The sequence below is a fragment of the Flavobacterium sp. genome, from assembly GCF_025352425.1.
In the GTDB taxonomy this organism is placed as follows: Bacteria; Bacteroidota; Bacteroidia; order Flavobacteriales; family Flavobacteriaceae; genus Flavobacterium.
In genome coordinates this window covers 1-21,071 of record NZ_JANXTI010000035.1, presented here as the reverse complement: position 1 = coordinate 21,071, position 21,071 = coordinate 1, and the positions used below count along the sequence as shown (strand labels likewise).

18 protein-coding genes and 1 pseudogene are annotated in these 21,071 nt (G+C 36.2%); 5 read left to right on the top strand and 14 right to left on the bottom strand.

What is annotated here, in order from left to right:
* Positions 1 to 3: 3 nt before the first annotated feature.
* Positions 4 to 2,949: a S8 family serine peptidase gene (locus tag Q0Q99_RS05100; RefSeq protein WP_293892404.1), complete on the bottom strand. Its 2,946-nt coding sequence runs from the start codon at positions 2,947 to 2,949 to the stop codon at positions 4 to 6.
* A gap of 212 nt (positions 2,950 to 3,161) precedes the next feature.
* On the opposite strand from Q0Q99_RS05100, the gene Q0Q99_RS05095 reads away from it, so the two are divergent.
* The 3 genes from Q0Q99_RS05095 to Q0Q99_RS05085 are packed head-to-tail and all read left to right on the top strand — an operon-like array spanning position 3,162 to position 5,211.
* Positions 3,162 to 4,601 (top strand): nucleoside recognition domain-containing protein, encoded by a 1,440-nt coding sequence (locus Q0Q99_RS05095; RefSeq protein ID WP_293892401.1) that lies wholly within the window; start codon positions 3,162 to 3,164, stop codon positions 4,599 to 4,601.
* A 9-nt stretch (positions 4,602 to 4,610) separates the two neighbouring features.
* Positions 4,611 to 4,811, top strand: coding sequence for a hypothetical protein (locus Q0Q99_RS05090; protein ID WP_293875762.1), 201 nt, complete (start codon positions 4,611 to 4,613; stop codon positions 4,809 to 4,811).
* 10 nt (positions 4,812 to 4,821) lie between these two features.
* On the top strand, positions 4,822 to 5,211 hold the full coding sequence (locus tag Q0Q99_RS05085; protein WP_293892398.1) for a hypothetical protein: 390 nt from the start codon (positions 4,822 to 4,824) through the stop codon (positions 5,209 to 5,211).
* Here Q0Q99_RS05085 and Q0Q99_RS05080 read toward each other — a convergent pair.
* The 9 genes and pseudogenes from Q0Q99_RS05080 to Q0Q99_RS05040 all read right to left on the bottom strand — a co-directional run bounded on the left by Q0Q99_RS05080 (position 5,201) and on the right by Q0Q99_RS05040 (position 14,915).
* Positions 5,201 to 5,860, bottom strand: coding sequence for a CoA transferase subunit B (locus tag Q0Q99_RS05080; protein WP_293892395.1), 660 nt, complete (start codon positions 5,858 to 5,860; stop codon positions 5,201 to 5,203). The genes Q0Q99_RS05085 and Q0Q99_RS05080 overlap by 11 nt on opposite strands.
* Before the next feature lie 2 nt (positions 5,861 to 5,862).
* A complete protein-coding gene (locus Q0Q99_RS05075) occupies positions 5,863 to 6,564 on the bottom strand; it encodes a CoA transferase subunit A (RefSeq protein WP_293892392.1) in 702 nt (233 codons plus the stop codon).
* Between the two features lie 128 nt (positions 6,565 to 6,692).
* Entirely contained in the window at positions 6,693 to 9,005 is a 2,313-nt protein-coding gene (locus tag Q0Q99_RS05070; protein WP_293892389.1) for a penicillin-binding protein 1A, read from the bottom strand.
* 3 nt (positions 9,006 to 9,008) lie between these two features.
* Entirely contained in the window at positions 9,009 to 9,494 is a 486-nt protein-coding gene (locus Q0Q99_RS05065) for a gliding motility lipoprotein GldH (protein WP_293892386.1), read from the bottom strand.
* Positions 9,478 to 10,830 carry a regulatory iron-sulfur-containing complex subunit RicT gene (locus Q0Q99_RS05060; RefSeq protein WP_293892383.1) on the bottom strand — a complete coding sequence of 451 codons (1,353 nt, stop codon included), beginning with the start codon at positions 10,828 to 10,830 and terminating at the stop codon, positions 9,478 to 9,480. Before Q0Q99_RS05060 ends, Q0Q99_RS05065 begins: the two co-directional genes overlap by 17 nt.
* Positions 10,831 to 10,990: 160 nt before the next feature.
* Positions 10,991 to 12,349, bottom strand: a pseudogene (locus Q0Q99_RS05055) (rhodanese-related sulfurtransferase).
* A gap of 154 nt (positions 12,350 to 12,503) precedes the next feature.
* Positions 12,504 to 12,914: a BrxA/BrxB family bacilliredoxin gene (locus Q0Q99_RS05050; protein ID WP_293892380.1), complete on the bottom strand. Its 411-nt coding sequence runs from the start codon at positions 12,912 to 12,914 to the stop codon at positions 12,504 to 12,506.
* 117 nt (positions 12,915 to 13,031) lie between these two features.
* Complete coding sequence (locus Q0Q99_RS05045) at positions 13,032 to 14,174, bottom strand: lycopene cyclase family protein (protein WP_293892377.1); 1,143 nt, start codon at positions 14,172 to 14,174, stop codon at positions 13,032 to 13,034.
* A complete protein-coding gene (locus Q0Q99_RS05040) occupies positions 14,175 to 14,915 on the bottom strand; it encodes a transporter (RefSeq protein ID WP_293892374.1) in 741 nt (246 codons plus the stop codon).
* A gap of 78 nt (positions 14,916 to 14,993) precedes the next feature.
* Here Q0Q99_RS05040 and Q0Q99_RS05035 point away from each other — a divergent pair, with 78 nt between their 5' ends.
* Entirely contained in the window at positions 14,994 to 16,865 is a 1,872-nt protein-coding gene (locus tag Q0Q99_RS05035; RefSeq protein WP_293892371.1) for an Nramp family divalent metal transporter, read from the top strand.
* A gap of 127 nt (positions 16,866 to 16,992) precedes the next feature.
* Positions 16,993 to 17,649: a metal-dependent transcriptional regulator gene (locus Q0Q99_RS05030; protein WP_293892368.1), complete on the top strand. Its 657-nt coding sequence runs from the start codon at positions 16,993 to 16,995 to the stop codon at positions 17,647 to 17,649.
* Here Q0Q99_RS05030 and Q0Q99_RS05025 read toward each other — a convergent pair.
* From Q0Q99_RS05025 to Q0Q99_RS05010, 4 genes are all read right to left on the bottom strand, one after another.
* A complete protein-coding gene (locus tag Q0Q99_RS05025) occupies positions 17,643 to 17,768 on the bottom strand; it encodes a FeoB-associated Cys-rich membrane protein (protein WP_293892365.1) in 126 nt (41 codons plus the stop codon). The two genes, Q0Q99_RS05030 and Q0Q99_RS05025, sit on opposite strands and share 7 nt — an antisense overlap.
* A complete protein-coding gene (gene feoB / locus Q0Q99_RS05020; RefSeq protein WP_293892362.1) occupies positions 17,768 to 19,870 on the bottom strand; it encodes a ferrous iron transport protein B in 2,103 nt (700 codons plus the stop codon). The genes Q0Q99_RS05025 and feoB overlap by 1 nt, the downstream gene beginning before the upstream one ends.
* Before the next feature lie 6 nt (positions 19,871 to 19,876).
* Complete coding sequence (locus Q0Q99_RS05015) at positions 19,877 to 20,113, bottom strand: FeoA family protein (RefSeq protein ID WP_293892359.1); 237 nt, start codon at positions 20,111 to 20,113, stop codon at positions 19,877 to 19,879.
* A gap of 72 nt (positions 20,114 to 20,185) precedes the next feature.
* Positions 20,186 to 20,860, bottom strand: coding sequence for an SCO family protein (locus Q0Q99_RS05010; protein ID WP_293892356.1), 675 nt, complete (start codon positions 20,858 to 20,860; stop codon positions 20,186 to 20,188).
* Between the last annotated feature and the right edge of the window lie 211 nt (positions 20,861 to 21,071).

The window sequence follows — 21,071 nt, the reverse complement described above, 5'->3', positions numbered from 1 at the left end:
GGTTTAATTTCTTCTTAAGATTATTTTTTTAGTGACTGAGCCCAAATCAGTTTCGATATTTACCAAATAAATTCCGTCCTGAAGATTTTCAATTCCAAACGAAGTATACACCTGGTTGGTTTCTTTCGAGAGTATTTGTCTCCCTTGAAGGTCATACAAATTTATGGTTGCTTTATCTGTTAAAGCAGGAATACTAACGTTTACAATACCTTTAGTTGGATTTGGATAAACGCTACTATTCAAGATTGGATTTGTAACGACTGATAAAGCGGTTTCAACTCTACATAAGTTAATGCTGAAGCTATCAATAGTTCCCCCATCCTGATTATTATGGTCAAAAACCCTTAAAATCCAATCTCCATCAGCAGGTAAAGTATTCAAAGCGCTTAAAGAATCAACCGGCGCAATGCTTCCGGACACGGCCGGGATTCCGCTACAGGCAGGAACTCCGCCATCATCATCCATAGTGCAACTTATATTTTTATTATCTCCGCATGGTAAATCCAATAAAGTTATAATGGGACTTCCAATAGAAGCCGGACCTTCAAGAGTTACCGTTATGTCTCCAATCCACGTATGTGTAATATCCATATTTACATTAATATCTCCTATAGTATATCCACCAGTAATTGTTAATGGCACAGTCGCTTGTGAATTTGGCACAACATCAATAACGTTATTTGAAAAATCTGTTGCTGTAAAAGTCTGGTCGCAAGATAAGGTACCGGTATCAAAAGAATAAACAGTAGCATTTGCAGCTAAACCCGCACCACAATTATTAGAAGGGATTACTCTCCAATAATATCTCGTAGCCTGACTTAATCCGGTAAGATTATAATTATTAACTGTCACAACATCGTTAATTAATAAACTTGTAAAATCTGGAGATAAAGATACCTGAACTGTATAAGTTAAAGCATTAACCTGACTATCCCACAATAAATCTGCAGAAGTAGACATTCCCGTTTTACCATTCATTGGGCTTTGCAAAGCAATTTGTTGGAAGGTTGCATTGAAAACACGTAATGATTTATATCTTGTTTCTGAATCAGTAGCACTAATTCCTCTAATTCCAACAAAATATTCATTAGGAGTAATATTTGCTAAGCCACTAATTGTCATTGTAACTGTTCCGTTCGCACTTAATGATGCTGGCGAAAACGAAGCTGATGCCCCAGTCGGTAAATCTACTGAAGAGAAAGTTGTTGTTCCAGCGCCAGTTTGTTTATAATTAAATGTATATACGGCATTTTGATTAGCGCAAACAGTTAAATTATCTGAAGTTGAATTAATCGCAAAAGATGAGTTTATACCGGTAATTACAAGAGAATATTTTTGACTTCCCGTTACTAAAGTACCTTTCGAGCTAACTGTAATTGTATATTGTCCGGCAGTGGGAAAATCAATTTTTACTTGCTCTACATTATCCACAGAGTTATCTCCCGTTCTTATTGATGGGGAACTTGGATCTGGATTTAATTTCCAAGGGAAATAAGTAGTTGTATTTTTTGTAATTCTAATATCTAAATCGTTTACCAACGCAGGCGTTGTATCGTTTGCGGGTAAGTTTCCATCATTTGTCACCCCAGGAAGATCTGTCCATGTAATGGAAGCCATTAAGGGAGTGGTTCCGTTGGAATTCACATTCATTGTAAAAACTTGCCCGGTGTTTAAATTCTCTTCCGAAATCCAAGAAGTCAATCCATTAGCAGTAATAGTTTCTACTGCTTTTTTAGCATTTAACAATCCCCAACCAAAAACAGCATCAGGACCAACATTTCCTCCATCATCAGCCGTGTGACAAGCTAAACCTTTTAATGTTGCAGCACGCATAAAGCTGTTAGTTAAATTTTTATAATGTTGTTGTATTAATACTAAAGTGCCCGCAACATTTGGCGAAGCCATTGATGTACCCGACATAACCGTCGTGGCAGTATTACTAGAATTTGAGGTTGAGGTTAAATTAGCTCCGTTTCCTGTAATGTCCGGTTTTACTCTATAATCATCCGATGGACCTTGACTACTAAAACTACTTATAGTAATGTTTGCCGTATTAACCGTGCCGTCTGTAGCTACTGTTACATCTTCGCAGCTGGCGACAACTAAATTGTTTTTTGCTGTTTTATTAGAGGTCAGTTTATCGTATCCAAATAAAATAGGCTCCGGATTATCATTAGTTGTTCCATCATTTCCTGCCGACATAACTGCTAGAAAATAAGGAGCATTATAGGCAAGTTCATCCCATATATAGGCTTCAGAAGAATAAGAACCAATATACCATGAAGGCAACGTTGTTCCATTAGAGGTAATTGGGACACCGTAGGAGTGATTGGATATAAGCATTCCAAGTTGGGCTTCTGATATAGCCTCCGAATCATCCGAATCCCAGTTAAATGTTCTCGCGCTGGCTTGGTATGCCATTCCTTTTACTGAAGCTGGCGTTGCACTGGCAACCATAGTGCCACAAACATGTGTTGAATGAGCTACAGTTGTTGTATTGGAAGGGTCGTCAATTACTGTCACACGTCCACCAAAGGCAGTATGCGTAGTTCTAACGTTTCCACCGTCCCATTCCCTAACAACCATTCCCTGGCCATTTAAGTTTAAACCTAATGAACCGCCGGTATTTAAGTGATTTGCCCTGGTAGATTTAGCCGCATTTACATTTTGTGTGGAATAATAAATCGGTAATCCTTCAGGAGAAAGTCTCATTAATTCAGAAAAATTTCCGTCCTCATTTTTAATAATAAGTGGCCAATTTTTCATTAGAGCAGCCGCAACAGCTTTTTGTTTATCAGCCTGTTCTTTTTTTCTATAAAAAACTTCTGTATTTTTAAGCTTAGCCATATCATAGGTGGCAATAATTTTTTTAACCTCTGCAGGTGATTGTGCGAAAATCGTGCACGTACCTAACGAAATGGCTAGCAATAAAAAGAACTTCTTTTTCATAATTTATTAATGTGGATATTGTGTAACTAAAAATGAATATTTTATAATTAAAAGTCAACAAATATATAAACACTAAATTAATATTCGCATTTTATTAGCAAATATTCAACAAAATTCACCTTTTGTTTACTACATATAAACTCGTAAATTAAAATTGACTTTAATTTTTTAATTCAAAATTGATAAATGCTATATTTACAAAAAAACAACTTATGGTTTTAAGTAGATTTTGGCTAGCGATTTTTGTTTCTTCCATAGCTTTTGTCATAGTGAGTTTGTGCATTGGAAACAGCTATTCTATTGATAATGTTTTGAATGGAAAAAAAGATGATCCTGTTTTAATTTCAGAAAAATATTTGGAACAAGTGCCAAAATTTATCAGTGACAGCATAGAAAAAGCGCCTGAACAAACCATGATTATCAACAGAGATACCATTAATGCTGATACCACATATATTTATAAAGCTAAGACTGTTAAAATTTATTCAGGTGTCCAAAAATCGGATGGATTGCTGCCCACATGCAAAAACAGCTTACTCGAATTAATACTTCCTTTGATTGCTTATCTGGCCTTTTTTTGTGGATTGATGCAATTGTTAATTGATTCAGGCGCATCCGAAAAATTAGCAAAAAAGTTAAGTCCCGTTTTTGTGAAAGTCTTTCCAACGGTCCCAAAAAACCACGAATCGATATCTTATATGACTTTGAATTTCGCAGCTAATTTTTTAGGATTAGATTCTGCTGCCACACCATTCGGATTAAAAGCCATGCAAAGCTTACAGGAACTCAATCCTGAAAAGGACAAAGCCAGCGATGCACAAATTATGTTCATGTGTTTGCACGCTGCAGGTTTAACATTGATTCCAACATCAATCATAGGATATCGCGCAGCAGAGAATGCAAGCAATCCTGCAGATGTAATGCTGCCTTGTATTATTACATCCTTTATAGGAACCATTGCTGCTTTTTTAATTGTTGGAATCCGACAAAGAATCAATTTCAAAAGCGCTTCATTAGTGGTAGCATTAATGACGATAATTGCCGCCATAGTTGGATTGCTGTTTTATGTAAACACACTTGATTTAATTGGTAAAAATGCCTTCACATCTAATCTTTCCGGTCTGATGCTTGTTGCTATAATTGGATTTACATTAATCTTTTCATTCATTCATGAGAAAAAATTCGTGGAAAAAGACACTACTATTTTTGATGCTTTTGTGACTGGAGCCAACAATGGTTTACAAACAGGAGTTAAGATTTTCCCTTATGTAATGGGAATGTTGGTGGCGATTTCCTTTTTTAGAAATAGTGGTTTGTTCGAGATTATAAGCAACGGAATTTCATTTGTGTTCTCCCATATTGGCGTAAGCAAACAAATTACCGATTCGTTACCTGTTGCAATGTTAAGACCTTTTAGCTCCGGTGGTTCACGAGGTTTTATGATAGATTCTATGCGAACATTTGGACCCGATTCTTTCTCCGGAAGATTGAGTTGTATTTTCCAATGCAGTGCCGAGACGACCTTTTATGTAATTGCGGTTTACTTTGGAAGCATTAATGTGAAGAATACGAGATACACGCTTGGCACTATGCTGTTGGTAGATTTGGTTTGTGTGATTACCGCGATTTTTGTAGCTAGTTGGTTTTTTTAATATAAAGATATGGCAAGTGAAGGAATAGAATTGGTAATAGAAGTAGTAATCGAATTTGTTCCAAGATATTTTGGAGCATTTTTAAAATGGATTTACTTTAGATTCAAAATTCCTTTTTCAGAAATTTTAGAGCAAAATGGTACCAAGCGAATTGGATACGTTTCATTGGGACTAATAATTTTAGGAATTCTTTTATTTTTTAAATTTTAATAATTATTCAATGTCGTTTAACGAAACCTTCACCGATTTTTACAACAATGTCAAAGCGAGTTTAGCCGATGGAACTTTTGCTAAACTAACCTTGGCAAAAACCATTGGAAACACTGATTTGATGAATATATATGTTCGACCAATTATTGAAAATGGCGTTTTAAAATTGGAACTCAAATATAAATTCCAGCAGGAAGAAGTAGTTGAAATTAACGAAATTGATGCTGCTCGTAATAAGTTGGTTACATATATTAATAACCCATTTATGTCGGCAATATTGTTCACGACGAAATTTGATTTGACATATAAACTGAATAAAAAACGAGCGGTCAGCATCACTGAAAAAGTGAATACTTTTGGGAATGCTTCAGAAGTTTTATTGGATTATCTTAATCGATAACCATTTCCGGAATTTCTCCTTCAATAATTAATTCGGCTTCAGTCGAAGCTATAATGTGTTCTACAGAAACGCCAGGTGCGCGTTCTAAAAGTTTGAAACCTTTTGACGTTATTTCTAAAACAGCTAATTCCGTTACTACTTTTTTCACGCAGCCAACTCCGGTTAAAGGCAGCGTACATTTTTTCAGGATTTTGCTTTCGCCTGCTTTATTAACGTGCATCATAGCAACGATTATATTTTCAGCGGAAGCTACTAAATCCATCGCGCCGCCCATTCCTTTTACCATTTTCCCCGGAATTTTCCAGTTGGCAATGTCGCCATTTTCGGAAACTTCCATCGCACCGAGAATTGTTAAATCTACTTTTTGTGAGCGAATCATCCCGAAACTAAAAGCCGAATCAAAGAAACTTGCTCCTGGCAAAGTTGTGATAGTTTGTTTTCCGGCGTTGATGATATCAGCATCTTCTTCACCTTCGTATGGGAATGGTCCCATTCCGAGAACGCCATTTTCGCTTTGGAATTCGACTGAAATATCGTTCCGCACATAGTTCGCCACCAAGGTTGGAATTCCGATTCCTAAGTTTACATAATAGCGGTCTTTTACTTCTTTGGCTATTCGTTTTGCGATGTCATTTTTATCTAAAGCCATGATTAGTCTCTTTTTCTTGTGGTTCGTTGCTCGATTCTTTTTTCAAATTTTTCTCCTTTGAAAATCCTTTGAACCAAAATTCCGGGAATGTGTATTTGATTTGGATCTAATGAACCAACAGGTAATAATTCTTCTACTTCAGCAATCGTAATTTTTCCGGCACCCGCCATGCAGGCGTTGAAGTTTCGGGCAGTTCCTTTAAAGATTAAGTTTCCGGCTTCGTCACCTTTCCATGCTTTTACTATAGAAAAATCAGCTTTATAGGCCAATTCCATTACGTGCATTTTTCCGTTGAATTCACGACTTTCCTTTCCTTCGGCTACTTCGGTTCCAAAACCGGCAGGCGTGAAGAAAGCAGGAATTCCGGCTTGTGCAGCCCGACACTTTTCCGCTAATGTTCCTTGCGGCGTTAACTCAACATCTAATTCTCCGGAAAGCATCTGACGTTCAAATTCGGCATTCTCCCCAACATAGGAGGAAATCATTTTTTTGATTTGTCTTTTTTGCAAAAGCAATCCAAGTCCAAAATCATCTACACCGGCATTGTTTGAGATGCAAGTAAGTCCGGTGGTTTCTTTTTTTACTAATTCGGCAATACTGTTTTCGGGAATTCCGCAAAGACCAAAGCCGCCAAGCATTATGGTCATATTGTCTTCAATGCCTTGAAGTGCTTCGTGAACGGAATTTACTTTTTTGTTAATCATGGTTGGTCGTTATTCTATGTTTTAGCCCAGATTGCAACGACATCCTTTTTCTCGTTTCATTAACGAGGAAAAGATAGAGTGGAAAGCTGGAATAGCTTCTGAAATAAATTCAGAATAAATCCTAAATTTTACAATCCAAATTCATCCGGGTTTTGTTCCTCTTCTTCTGTTGGAACCGCCGTGGAATCAACCACAACTTTTCTTGGTGCCCAGCAATCTACTTTTATGGAAAGATTTTCAGGACGTTCAAACGGATCTTTTGAAATCAGCAAATCCTTATCTTCATAACATTTTTTCATCATATAACCCCAAATAGGCAGCGCAGCAGTCGCGCCCTGGCCATAAGTAATTCCTTTGAAACGTGCGGAACGATCTTCGCAGCCAACCCAGACTCCGGTGACTAAGTTTGGCACCATTCCGATAAACCAGCCATCGGATTGATTTTGGGAAGTTCCTGTTTTTCCGGCAATTGGATTAGTGAACATATACGGATAGCCGGTCCAGCGATTGTCGCCGCTTCCACCACCTTGGGTTCTAAGCCGAACACCGGAACCTTCTTCGGTTACACCTTCCAACAGTTTGATAACAGCATAGGCGATGTCCTTATTCAAAACATCATGTGTTTCAGGAATTGGTTCATAAATCACCACACCATTTTTATCTTCAATTCGGCTAATGAACTGCGGTTTGATATAAACACCCTGATTGGCAAATGTACTGTACGCGGCAACCATATCTTCCACAGTAATTTCAACAGCGCCCAGCGCGATAGAGGGCTGCACAGGAATGTCTGACTTTACGCCTAATTTTTTGGTTAAGGCAACAACTGCTTCGGGCCCAACTTTATCCATAAGTTTTGCGGAAACGGTGTTGATGGAATTTGCTAATGCTTTTTTGAGGGTGACCATTCCGCGATACTTGTTGTCTGAGTTTTTTGGTGTCCAGGCTTCGGTAACATGGTGTCTTCCAACCGGAATTGTAAATGGCGAATCAATAATCGAATCGCATGGCGACATTCCTAATTGTTCGATGGCGGTTGCATAAACAAAAGGTTTGAAAGTGGAACCCACTTGACGGGCGCCTTGCCCAACGTGATCGTATTGAAAATATTTATAATCAATTCCTCCAACCCAAGCCTTGATGTGGCCTGTTTTGGGTTCCATTGACATTACTCCGGTTTGCAGAAAATGTTTGTAATAGCGAATGGAGTCAATAGGTTTCATTATTGTGTCGATTTCGCCATTCCAGGAGAATATTTTCATCTTTGTTGGCACTTGAAACGAAGCCGTAATTTCTTCGTCTGATTTGTCATCCTCCTTAAGGATTCTCCAACGATCGGATGATTTCATGGCTTTGTCCATGATTCTTTTGGTTTCTTCCGGAGTAATTTTCAGGAAAGGTGCATTCTTGTTGTCTTTTTGCTCTTCAAAGAATTGTTTCTGCAGATTTTTCATATGCGCCTGAACAGCTTCTTCTGCGTGTTCCTGAATTTTTGAATCTATCGTAGTGTAAATCTTTAAGCCGTCACTGTAAATATCATAATCACTCCCGTCGGGTTTTTTATTTTCTTTTGCCCAATTTTTCATGTATTCACGAAGGAATTCCCTAAAATAAGTAGCCGTTCCTTCCTTGTGACTTTCCGGGTGAAAGTGTAAAACGATTGGTTGGCTTGCCAATTTATCTTTGGTTGCTTTATCCAAAATACCATTTCTAACCATTTGGCCCAAAACTGTATTTCTTCTGGAGCGAACTTTTTCGATGCGGCGTAAAGGGTTAAAATAAGATGGATTTTTAAGCATTCCGACAAACATTGCCGCTTCGTCAACAGTCAAATCGCGTGGTTCCTTACCAAAATACACTTTGGAAGCGGAACGAATCCCGACGGCTGTATTTACAAAATCGGCTTTGTTGAGATACATCGCGATAATTTCGTTTTTGGTATATTGACGTTCCAATTTGACAGCAATAATCCATTCTTTTACTTTTTGAATAACCCTGAAAAGTTTAAATGTTGACCCTTCGCCATGGAATAATAATTTGGCTAATTGCTGTGTTAATGTACTGGCTCCGCCATTAGCTCCTAATTTTAAAGCAGCTCCAAAAGTTCTTCGGGCATCAATCCCGGAATGTTCGTAGAAACGCTCATCTTCTGTAGCAACTAATGCTTTTACGAGGGTGGGCGGTAAATCTTCGAATTTGATTGGTGTTCTGTTTTCGTTGTAGAATTTCCCGAGTGTTATGCCATCAGAAGAAATAATTTCAGTAGCCAAATTTGACTCCGGGTTTTCTAAATCTTCAAAAGAAGGCATACTTCCAAAAAATCCCCATGAAGCCAAAGCGAAAAACAAAGCCATAACGCCAAGACCATAAAAAAACAACTTCCAAAATTTATTTTTATAATAGTTAATGTCTTTGTCCGAAGTCTTATTTCTTTTTGCCATAATTTATTCTGTAGATTCTATTCTGAAGCCAACATCAGAAATGCCCGGAAGAGCAGTTACGCCTTCAATCTTCCCGGTTTGTCTCGTTGCCTGCTTTATGTGAATTTTATAAATTCCTTTTTGAGTGAAGTTTGTTTTTCCTTTGTAAAAAAGCTTACTTTCTTTAATGTCCGAAAAGCCATCTCCAAGAAGGGTTCCGTCAGGATTCGTCATCTGATATTCCAATGTGTCAACAGTTACTTTTCGGTTGGGTTGTTCCAAAGAAACAATCAGAAACAAATTATTGAATGGATAATCGTCATTATCCCTAACATTTACATACAAATTAAAGAATTTTTTTTGGTCCAATTTTGGCAACTCGAAAGTCACGATACTGTCTTTATGCCAAGTTTTCCCAACCGATTTATATTCGTCAAAAACCCTTTTTTTATCACAAGAAATAGCCATAAGAAGGATTAAAATAAAAAGGATGCTATTCTTTATTTTCATTCTTCTTTATAATTATTGGTTTTTTATCTGCAGGTTGCTGGTTTAGCTTCGCCTCGGGTTGATTTTGTTGTTGGTTTGGTCCTTTATTTGGATTTAGCTTAGTTCCGCTCGGCTTTGCCTCAGGTTGTCCATTACCCTGAATTTTAGCCTGGTTTTGATTTGACTTCGCCTTGTTTGCCTGTGGGTCCGGTAGACTTGAAACCTTATTTTTGTTTTTGTTCCTGTTTTTGTTTTTGCTCTTCTTAGGTTGGTCAAAACGAGTCAGGCTTTCTTGCCCCATAGCATTATTAAAATCTTTTTCAGGTTCAGCAACCGTTTCAATAGCAAAATCTTCAAGAGAACTTACTTTTTTGTTTTGTTTGTTTTCAGCGATTATTTCCTTGACCTGGTCTATCTTTAAAACGTGCCAATTCGCAAAATTATCAATGTAAGCAAACCACATTAATCCTTTAAAAATATCTTGTTTTTGACAAATGGCGTCGCCTTTTTCTGTTTTTAATTTGGTTTCAAAATCAGGAAAACCTTTTAAGGCATCTAGATAAGTGTCCAATTCATAGTTCAAACAGCATTTTAATTTACCGCATTGCCCGGCCAATTTTTGTGGATTTAAGGACAATTGTTGGTAACGCGCTGCAGAAGTATTTACGCTGCGGAAATCAGTTAACCAAGTCGAACAGCATAATTCCCTTCCGCAGGAACCAATTCCGCCAAGGCGAGACGCCTCCTGTCGTAAGCCAACTTGTTTCATCTCAATTCGGGTACTGAATACACGAGAATAATCTTTTATTAAAAGCCGGAAATCAACCCTGTCGTTTGCAGTGTAATAGAAAGTAACTTTGGAACCATCGCCTTGAAATTCGATATCGGAAATTTTCATTTCCAATTTGTGAATAATTGCTAATTCACGCGCTTTCACCTTCATTGGTTCTTCTTTGTCGCGGGAATCGCTCCAGATATCGATGTCTTTTTGGGAAGCTTTTCGGTATATTTTTGGGATTTCGCTGCTGGTGTGATTTACACCTTTTTTCTTCATTTGAATCCTTACCAATTCGCCAGTAAGTGTCACAATGCCAACATCGTGTCCGGGTGAAGCTTCAGTAGCTATAACATCGCCGATACTGAGCGTGAGTTTTTCGGTATTGCGAAAAAATTCTTTCCTTCCGTTTTTGAAGCGAACTTCAACGCAGTCGAAAGCAGTTTCTCCATTGGGCAAACTCATATTGGCCAACCAATCAAAAACCGTTAATTTATTGCAGCTATCGGTGCCGCAAGTCCCATTATTTTTACAACCCTTTGGTGCACTACCATCAGCTGTTGAACAACTTTGACAAGCCATAATTATATATAGAGTGTTGCAAAGAGCAACTTATAATTCATAAAACGATTAATTGGTAAAGATAGTATTTTAAAAAAATAAATTACAATAAAAAAATTCCAAATTCCAAACCACTTTATTTTTTTGGATTTTGGATTTTAACTATTGAATTTCGAAAATTTCAGGATAAAATTTTATACAGTTTATCAGATAAACGAATTCTGAAAGGTAAGTTCATAGTGATTTTATCACCGACTTTAGCAACACTATTTTCGCTTCCGTTGACGAACATTTTTTCGATAATAATTTCCTGATTTCCTGTTGTTGGTCACGTAATCAATATTTTATCACCAATATTCAGCTCTTGATTTTCGATAATAAAAAGGCCGACTTGTGGTTTTGCGTAATAATGTTCGGCTTTGCCAATGAGAATTTTTTTGACTTTTATTTTCTGACGGATGTTTTTCGACTTTTCGGCTGTAGCCAATGATTTATCAGATAGTTCACCCGAATGCTTGAACAATAGTTTTTCCGATTTCCCTTTTCGGAAAATCATATTCCCGTTTTTTACACCACGACGCAATTTCACCTGATCAACCAACGACATGTGGATTATTTCCTGACATTCGGCCGAACAGCAGTTTTCCATTGCGGCCTTACAATCGTCACATTGAATAAATAATAAATGACAGCCTTCGTTTTCACAATTGGTGTGGTTATCGCACGGTTTTCCACATTGATGGCATTGCGAAACGATATCATCCGTAATTCTTTCGCCAAGACGATGGTCAAAAACGAAATTTTTACCGATGAATTTACTTTCCAAGCCTTCTTCTTTTATTTGCTTGGCGTATTGAATAATGCCACCTTCAAGCTGGTAAACATTTTTAAAACCCTGATGTTTGAAATACGCACTAGCTTTTTCGCAACGAATACCACCGGTGCAATACATTACGAGATTTTTATCGTTTTTGTGATTTTTAAGGTGTTCGTTGATAATAGGCAAGCTTTCCCTAAAGGTTTCCACATCCGGAGTTATCGCGCCTTTGAAATGGCCAATTTCGCTTTCGTAATGATTCCTGAAATCGACTACAATAGTATTTGGATCATCTAGAATTTGGTTGAATTCTTTGGCTTTTAAATGAATTCCGATATTTGTTACATCAAAAGTTTCATCGTTCAATCCATCGGCTACAATTTTATCACGTACTTTTATGGTCAGCTTCAAAAAGGAATGGTCGTCTTGTTCAACAGCCACATTTAATCGGATGCTTTTCATAAAATCATAAACTTCCAACGTGTTTCGGAAAGTCTCAAAGTTTTCAGCAGGGACACTCATTTGGGCATTGATTCCTTCATGTGCAACATAAATTCGGCCAAGCGCATCGAGTGCATTCCAAGCAATGAATAAATCGTTTCGAAATTGTTGAGGGTTTTCAATTTTGGCATACGCATAGAAAGACAACGTCAGTCGTTGTTTGCCAGCCTGATCAATAAGTTCGGCTCTTTCTTCTGCGCTTAAGGTGTTATACAGTTGCATGCTATAAACGTTTAAGTGAGAAATATGTGTAAATTCTAAGTGGAAGAATTTGAGGGTAAATTTATAAAAAAGGACCGCAAATTCGAAAATTTAATTTCCCATTATAATTTGCGAATTTGCGGTAAAATCTATTATTGATTCTTGCTATTACTTTTTAACAGAATTCCGCGTAAGCGTCTTTTAGGTTTTCAGCAATCATTTCTGCCGGTCGGCCCTCAATATGGTGACGTTCTAACATATGAACCAATTCGCCATTTTTGAACAAAGCCATACTTGGCGATGATGGAGGGAAAGGAAACATATGCTGACGCGCTGCATCAACGGCTTCTTTGTCAACACCGGCAAAAACCGTTACCAAATGATCAGGTTTTTTGGCACCATCTAAACTCATTTTTGCTCCCGGGCGGGCGTTTCGAGCAGCACAACCACACACCGAATTGACAACTACAAGTGTTGTTCCTTCTGCTTTGATGGCGTTTTCTACTGCTTCTGCATTATATAAATCTTGAAAACCTGCGGCAGTTAATTCAGCACGCATTGGTAATACCATTTGTTCTGGATACATATTTTGAATTTTAAATAATTAGATGTAGAATATTATAATATTGAAATCAGACACAAAGATAATGAGAATTGCAGTGCTAAGTTTTAAAGAAACTATAAAGTTTTCTTATCATTAAATTTAAACAATGAAAATCCTGCGGAATAATGCTCTGATAAAAAGCCCTTTTGGGAATTTCCGGATTACATGTAAATCTTCAAAAAAGGAAGTTTCCTCATCAAGGAATTTGAAGATTAAGGTTGGGTTTCCTTTTTTGAAAAGTGATGAAAAAATTTCGGCACCCAAATCATTTCTTCGATTCAAAACATCCAAAAACAACAAATCATAAAACCAGAATTTGTCTTTTTTGTGGAATTTTTTAAAATCGCTTTCGTATTTTAGAAATTTAACCAAAGCTTTTGATTTTCCCCTTGTTTTTTTAAAAGTAAAGCCTGTACTTGCTTTCGTCCAACCGCCGGCAGAGCCAATATTTATAATGTTTTTAGTGTTGTGTTTCCAAAATGGATAACAAGTCATTGGTATGTTTCCGTGTTCTTTCTCTCGTAATTCGTAATTTGTAATTCCTAATTGATTGATGTAGTTTTTGATTTCAGTTTCGTATTCTTCTTTTGGCAACAAATCTTTGGAAAATAACGTATACTCAATCAAAGCTTCAGTTTCTGAAGTTGGCAAGACATACATAAATCGAGTGTTGTCTTTCTGTTCAACAGAAAAATCCATGAACGTAGCACAATCCGGATTGAAAACAACTTCTTGGCTTTTGATAAACCAACCAATAAAATGCTGGTGCAAAAAAGGATATCTTGTTTGATTTTTTACAATTTCGGGATTGAAAATTGAGTTGAAAACTTTGTTACAGGTAAAATTTTCGGCATCGGTTTTTACTACACAATGATTTCCCAGTTCCTGAAAATCAATTACTTTTTGCTTGGCAAAATGAATGTTCGGATGCTTCGAAATCATTTCAAAAACAAACGTATAAAAATCAAAACCCTTAATCATTTGGTATTGATAAGGTTCAAGTTCTAATTTTCTTTTGAAGTTTTTATCAGCAAAAAGTGCCGTTTGCCATTTTTTCGAAACGATTTGATCGAATGGATTATCTTCATCCCAAAAACACCAGGTTCGGTCATTTTTTTTTTTGGAATCCTCATCAATCAATAAAATAGTTTTATCTTGAAATTTTCCTGAAAGTACCATTTCATATACGGTCATCAAAGCAGATAAACCCGAACCCGTAAAAATGTAATGATAATGTTTCATTTATATCCGGAATGAAAAACCAAAAGCAAAATAATGCTCCGGTGCATTATCCGTAATGCCAATTCCTGAAGACAAATCTACCATAAAATTGTTGTTTATCAAATAGGTTAAACCAGCATCAAAATTGTGATTGGGCTTATCCTTTTCGGGCGCAAAGCCAAACAATTCAGCGTAACAGCCAAGTTTTTTACTAATAGAGTATCCTGTAGTCAAAGTGTAAACAAAAGTAGTCTCGGGCGTCATTCCATCCCACTCACAGCCTAAATTATAGCCTATAGAAATTTTATCTGAAAGCGTATGCTGCATGGTAAATCTAAATTCCGGCGCCACGAAATCAGATTTGTATCCTGAAGATGCCGCATTTGGCAACCCAATATGGCCAATAAAAGAAGTTTTCGGAATAATTCCTTTTTCATCGCATAGTTTGACTTTTAGTCCGACTAAAACCGGAGTGAGACCAGATTTCTTTTCACCATCTATTTTTTCTGAGATGAATTCCGTAATCAACCGCAATTCAAAGTTTTCGTTTACACCATATTTCCATAACACGGTTGGCACGCTAATGGAAGTACTATTTTCGTCATTTTTTTGAAATGTAAAACCAGTTTCTACTTGAAACATTCCTTTTGGTACAATCGCCGGCGTTTCAGTTTGATCCGGTCGGTCGGCTTGAATAGGTTCTGTTTGTGCCTGACTTGTTGAGTATCCTAAAATACAAAACCAAAGTATAATATTTCTCATGTTTATTTTTAGACAAAACTAAAAAATTATTTACTCTAATCAAATATATTTTTATCTTTGTGTAAATATTTTAAAAAAATGAGCAAGTCTTTAGAGGAAGTAAATCAATCAGTTGCTACAGAAAATAAAAAAACCGGTTTTAGAAAAATTTTAGCATTTCTTGGACCGGCATATTTAATTAGTGTTGGTTATATGGATCCGGGAAACTGGGCAACCGATATTGCAGGCGGAAGTCAGTTTGGTTATGCGCTGCTTTGGGTTTTATTGATGAGTAACATAATGGCATTGCTGCTTCAAAGTTTGAGCGCACGATTAGGCATTGTTACCCAACGCGATTTGGCGCAGGCATCACGTGAAACGTATTCTCCCTTTATCAATTATATATTATATTTTTTAGCAGAAATTGCCATTGCTGCTTGTGACTTGGCAGAAGTTCTGGGAATGGCAATTGGTTTAAATTTACTCTTTGACATCTCTTTGATTCAGGGCGTTATGATAACCGTTTTGGATACATTCCTACTACTTTTTTTAATCAACAAAGGGATTCGAAAAATGGAAGCTTTTATTATCGCGTTAGTACTGATTATTGGGATTTCCTTTATTATTGAAATGATTTTTGCCCAACCCGAAATGAGCAAAGTATTTACAGGATTAATCCCGTCACTGCCTAATGAAAATGCATTGTATATTGCTATTGGGATCATTGGCGCCACGGTTATGCCTCATAACTTGTATCTGCATTCCTCATTAGTTCAAACCCGAAAATTTGACAGAAGTAAAACGGGTATTAAGCAGGCATTGAAATATAATTTTATAGATTCGACGATTGCCCTGAACCTGGCTTTTTTTGTAAACGCTGCTATTTTGATCCTCGGTGCAGCCGTATTTTATCAAAACGGAATGTTTGATGTTGCCGAGATTCAGGATGCGCATAAATTTTTGGAACCAATGTTAGGTACAAAGTGGGCGCCAATATTATTTGCGGTTGCCTTAATTGCGGCAGGACAAAGCTCCACAATTACAGGAACCTTGGCAGGTCAAATCGTTATGGAAGGATATCTTAACTTGAGAATTCAACCTTGGGTAAGACGAATAATCACCCGATTGATAGCTATTATTCCTGCTGTAATTGTCATTTTGGTTTATGGTGAAAGCGTAACAGGGAAAATGCTGATTTTTAGTCAGGTGATTTTGAGCCTACAATTGGGTTTTGCCATCATTCCGCTTATTCATTTTGTGAGTGATAAAACCAAAATGAAAGGATTTCAAATTAGTACAATTACTCAAATTTTCTCATGGATTGTTGCCATTATAATTGTTTCTTTAAATGCCAAGCTAGTTTTTAACGAAATTCAAGGTTGGCTCGAAACTTCAGAAAACCCAATTGTTTTATGGTTTACCGTTGTTCCCATTGCGTTTGGATTCTTAATTTTGCTTTTATATATTGTTTTCAAACCATTTGTTACTGATGCAAAAGAGGTAATCGGAAATCATTCACCTCACAATATGATTGTAAAACTTAGTCCGAAAAGAAATTATGAAAAGAAAAACATTGCTATTACAGTAGATTTTTCTTTAGCCGATGAAAAAGCACTAAATCATGCCTTTGACATAGGTAGCAAAGAAACAAAATATACATTAATACATGTTGTAGAAACTGTGGGAGCAATGGTTTATGGGAATAAAACCAGTGACCTTGAAACAACAATAGACGAGAAATTATTATTGGATTATAAAAAGCTATTGGAAGAAAAAGGATTTCAAATAGAAGTCAAATTAGGATTCGGAAAACCGGGAAAAATTATTCCAAAAATAATTAATGAAGGCAATTACGATTTATTAATTATGGGAACTCATGGCCACACCGGTTTCAAAGATTTGTTATTTGGCACGACAGTGAACAACGTCCGACATAAAATCGCCATACCTTTGTTTATTGTAAAAAATTAATTTTTTTGAAGCTATTTCCAGCTATTCGTTACAATCTTTTTAAATTTGTAAAAACAAATTCAAAAAGGATTTCCACTACTATCTGGGCTAGAATTCGAGTATCTAAGACAAATATCATAAAAGCAAAATGACTTTTTCAGAAGAAAATTATTTAAAAACCATTTACCATATAACCGCTGCTTCCGGAGTTGAGGTAAGCACGAATGCCATTGCTGAAAAAATGGAAACCAAGGCTTCATCAGTAACTGATATGCTAAGGAAGCTGGCTGAAAAGGAATTAATAATTCACAAAAAATACCAAGGTGTTTTATTAACAGAAAAAGGAAAACTTTCGGCTAAGATGATTGTTAGAAAGCATCGCTTATGGGAAGTTTTTTTGGTAGATAAACTGCACTTTTCTTGGGACGAAGTCCACGATATTGCCGAACAATTGGAACACATAAAATCGGAACAACTTATCAATAAATTGGATGATTTTTTAGGCAACCCAACTGAAGACCCGCATGGAGATCCAATTCCTGATGCTAGCGGTAAAATCAATAAAGTAGAGAAATTAGTATTGTCTGAACTGCACGAAAACCAAATTGGAATTTGCATTGGGGTAAAAGATTCGTCCACACAATTTTTGAAGTATTTGGATAAAAATCAAATAACATTAGGTTCTAAAATTCAGGTTTTAGCTAAAGAAGAATTTGATCAGTCATTAAAAATAAAAGTGGAAGAAAAACTGGTTACAGTTTCAAATATGATAGCCAATAATCTCTTTGTAAAAATTATTCAGTGACAACCACAATCATCATCACCACAGTTTTTATCTGACTTTTTCTTCCAAAAAAACTTTCGGATTAAAAAAACAAATGCTACAGCAACGACTAGATAAACAAGAAAGTGTTGTGTATCCATTATTTGAGGAATTGATACGCAATTAACGCAGTTATATAAGCAAATCCACTCATAAAAATTAGCTGAACCATTGGCCATTTCCAAGTGTTGGTTTCCTTTTTGGTTACTGCTAGCGTGCTGGCACATTGCATCGCAAACGCATAAAAAAGCAATAAGGAAACGCCCGATGCAAAATTAAATATCTTGGTTCCATCGGCGCGAACATCGGCTTGCATTTTACTTTTTATAGTGGTGTCATCGTTATTATTTCCAACACTATAAATGGTTGCCAATGTACCAACAAAAACTTCACGGGCAGCAAAGGATGTAATTACGGCAATGCCAATTTTCCAATCGTAGCCTAAAGGTTTTATTGCTGGCTCAATAGATTTTCCAATTATTCCAATGTATGAATTCTCCAATTTATAGGTGCTTGTAAGGTTTCCAATCTCACCTTTATTAAGGTTTCTACCTTCGCTCTTTGCGTTGTCAATTACTATTTTTTCTGCATTTTTAAAAGATGTATTTGGACTATGAGAACCTAAAAACCAAAGAATTACTGATATCGCCAAGATAATTTTCCCGGCTCCAAAAACAAAGGATTTGGTTTTTTCAATTACATTAATCGCTACATTTTTTAAAAGCGGCAATTTATAATTAGGCATTTCAACAACAAAATAGGATTTGGTTTTAACCTTCAAAATTTTATTTAAAATATAGGCCGAAAAAATTGCCATTCCAAAACCTAAAAGATACAGAATCATCAAGGTTGCGCCCTGAAGACTGAAAAACCCTAATAATCGTTTATTGGGAATTATCAAAGAAATCAAGATAGCATAAACCGGTAAACGCGCAGAACATGTTATAAAAGGCGTAACCAAAATTGTAATCAATCGTTCCTTCCAATTTTCAATGTTTCGTGCACTCATAATCGCCGGAATCGCACAAGCTGTTCCCGAAATTAGGGGCACGACACTTTTTCCTGAAAGTCCGTAACGGCGCATGATTTTATCCATCAAAAACACAACCCGACTCATATAACCGCTTTCTTCAAGCACAGAAATAAAGAGAAAAAGAAACGCAATTTGTGGAATAAAAATTACAATCCCGCCAATCCCGGGAATAATCCCTTCACTAATTAAATTGGTTAATTCTCCCGCCGGAAGATGGGTTTTTACAAAATTTGCCAAATCAGCAAAAGTGGCATCAATAAAATCCATCGGAATACTTGACCAATCAAAAATAGACTGAAAAATCAAAAGTAAAATCCCAAAGAAAATAGCATAACCAAAGATTTTATGGGTCAGCACTTTATCTAGTTTTGACCGCAAATCGGTGGCGTTAGTCGCGTCAATGGTTTGACCAATCTTCAATGTGTCATTGATAAATTGGTATCGTTTTATGGTTTCCTTTTGTTGCAAACGCTTTAAATCGGAATGCGATTTTGTGAAAGAATTCCGGATTTCATTCCGTTCCAAATTTAAAAAATTCACATCTTGCGTAATCACCAGCCAAAGTTTATATAACAATTGATTTGGAAAAGCATGGCGTAGTTTGTTGAAATACTCTTCATCAATGCTCGACGCATTCATGCAAGGTTCTGTTGATAATGATTTATATGCGACGATTTGATTTTTTAGGTCATCAATTCCATATCCTTTTCGGGTACTAACTAAAACAATTTTAGTTTTTAATTCTTCTTCAAGGTGGGTAATATTGAGTGAAATTCCTTTTGGTTTCATTCTATCCGCCATATTAATGACAAGAATCGTCGGAATTTCCAAATCTTTTATTTGTGTAAAAAGTAAAAGATTTCGCTTGAAATTTTCAATATCTGTAATTACAACCGCGACATCGGGAAAGAGTTTGTCGTTTTTATTGAGAAGCAATTCGATGACAACATTTTCGTCAATTGAACTTGCATTCAGGCTATAAGTTCCGGGTAAATCCAGAATATTGGCTTTGATTGTATTGGTTAATTTACAAAAGCCCAATTTTTTTTCCACCGTTATTCCGGGATAATTTCCAACCTGTTGCTTCAATCCTGTCAATTGATTAAACACCGAAGTTTTTCCGGTATTTGGATTTCCAATTAAAGCAACATTGATATTTTCGATGCTCATGTTTACTTATTTCTTCAGGATTTCAACTTCAATCTCACGAGCAGTTTCCTTTCTGATAGCCAAATGAGAGCCATTATTTACATTTAGATAAATTGGATCACCGAGTGGTGCAATTTGGATTATTTCTACGGTGTTGTCCGGGAAACAACCCATTTCTAAAAGCTTAAGTGGAATTTTGTCCAAATCAACATTAATAATTGTGGCAATGTCTCCAATTTGCAATAAATCAATAGTAGTTCTCAATGCTTATTTAGATTGAATTAAGATTGCAAAAGTAACATAAAAAAAGAATTTTGAATGATAATTATCGGTTAACTACTTTTTGTCATTCTCACAAAGCCAATTGATATCGTCAATCAAGCGATTGATTTCTTCTTTTTTTGTACCATCATAAAAACCACGAACACGTTTTTGAGCATCAACCAGCACAAAATTTTCGGTATGAACCATATCGTATAATTCATTTGGTTTGCCCAATTTTACTGCCAAATAGGATTTTCGTGCCATGCTGTAAATGTCTTTTTTATCGCCGGTAACGAGGTTCCACTTACTATCAACGACGCCTTTTTCATGAGCATACTTTTTCAAAACAGGAACGCTGTCAATTTCCGGAGTTACCGTATGTGAAAGCAACATCACTTTTGGATTATTTAAAATGGCGTTTTGCACATCAACCATATTCGTGGTCATAATTGGGCAAATGGATCGACAGGTAGTGAAGAAAAAATCGGCAACATAAATTTTGCCTTCGTAATCTTTTTGCGTAATCACTTTTCCATTTTGATTGATAAAAGAAAAATTGCCGATTTTGTGTTCACGGGCAATATATTGTACAGTTGAATCCACCAACTCCGGATTGACATCCGCAGGATTATAAATAGGTAGCGTTTTACTTGGGTTTAAAACATTGTAAAACAACGTGATAGTTATGATAGAAAAAATCACCATAGTCCCAATGAAAATCCTATATTTCTTGATAAAATCGCGCATTTTTTTGCAAAAGTACAAAAGCAAGTCTTTCTTTGTAACATTTCGAAAGCAATTAAGACATATAATTTTGCATTGTTGTCCGATAAAAGTAAATAAAAAAGAAGCCATAAAAATGGCTTCTCAATTAAAATCGTAATTTAGAGTTGCAAAAATTCAAATAACGATGAGTAAAAGTAATTATTTTTCTAGTAAATCTGTTTTCGGACAGCTG

Excerpts from the sequence above, each read along its gene's own strand:
- Q0Q99_RS05100 (WP_293892404.1), bottom strand. The coding sequence starts at position 2,949 with ATGAAAAAGAAGTTCTTTTTATTGCTAGCCATTTCGTTAGGTACGTGC.
- Q0Q99_RS05095 (WP_293892401.1), top strand. The coding sequence starts at position 3,162 with ATGGTTTTAAGTAGATTTTGGCTAGCGATTTTTGTTTCTTCCATAGCT.
- Q0Q99_RS05090 (WP_293875762.1), top strand. The coding sequence starts at position 4,611 with ATGGCAAGTGAAGGAATAGAATTGGTAATAGAAGTAGTAATCGAATTT.
- Q0Q99_RS05085 (WP_293892398.1), top strand. The coding sequence starts at position 4,822 with ATGTCGTTTAACGAAACCTTCACCGATTTTTACAACAATGTCAAAGCG.
- Q0Q99_RS05080 (WP_293892395.1), bottom strand. The coding sequence starts at position 5,860 with ATGGCTTTAGATAAAAATGACATCGCAAAACGAATAGCCAAAGAAGTA.
- Q0Q99_RS05075 (WP_293892392.1), bottom strand. The coding sequence starts at position 6,564 with ATGATTAACAAAAAAGTAAATTCCGTTCACGAAGCACTTCAAGGCATT.
- Q0Q99_RS05070 (WP_293892389.1), bottom strand. The coding sequence starts at position 9,005 with ATGGCAAAAAGAAATAAGACTTCGGACAAAGACATTAACTATTATAAA.
- Q0Q99_RS05065 (WP_293892386.1), bottom strand. The coding sequence starts at position 9,494 with ATGAAAATAAAGAATAGCATCCTTTTTATTTTAATCCTTCTTATGGCT.
- Q0Q99_RS05060 (WP_293892383.1), bottom strand. The coding sequence starts at position 10,830 with ATGGCTTGTCAAAGTTGTTCAACAGCTGATGGTAGTGCACCAAAGGGT.
- Q0Q99_RS05050 (WP_293892380.1), bottom strand. The coding sequence starts at position 12,914 with ATGTATCCAGAACAAATGGTATTACCAATGCGTGCTGAATTAACTGCC.
- Q0Q99_RS05045 (WP_293892377.1), bottom strand. The coding sequence starts at position 14,174 with ATGAAACATTATCATTACATTTTTACGGGTTCGGGTTTATCTGCTTTG.
- Q0Q99_RS05040 (WP_293892374.1), bottom strand. The coding sequence starts at position 14,915 with ATGAGAAATATTATACTTTGGTTTTGTATTTTAGGATACTCAACAAGT.
- Q0Q99_RS05035 (WP_293892371.1), top strand. The coding sequence starts at position 14,994 with ATGAGCAAGTCTTTAGAGGAAGTAAATCAATCAGTTGCTACAGAAAAT.
- Q0Q99_RS05030 (WP_293892368.1), top strand. The coding sequence starts at position 16,993 with ATGACTTTTTCAGAAGAAAATTATTTAAAAACCATTTACCATATAACC.
- Q0Q99_RS05025 (WP_293892365.1), bottom strand. The coding sequence starts at position 17,768 with ATGGATACACAACACTTTCTTGTTTATCTAGTCGTTGCTGTAGCATTT.
- feoB (WP_293892362.1), bottom strand. The coding sequence starts at position 19,870 with ATGAGCATCGAAAATATCAATGTTGCTTTAATTGGAAATCCAAATACC.
- Q0Q99_RS05010 (WP_293892356.1), bottom strand. The coding sequence starts at position 20,860 with ATGCGCGATTTTATCAAGAAATATAGGATTTTCATTGGGACTATGGTG.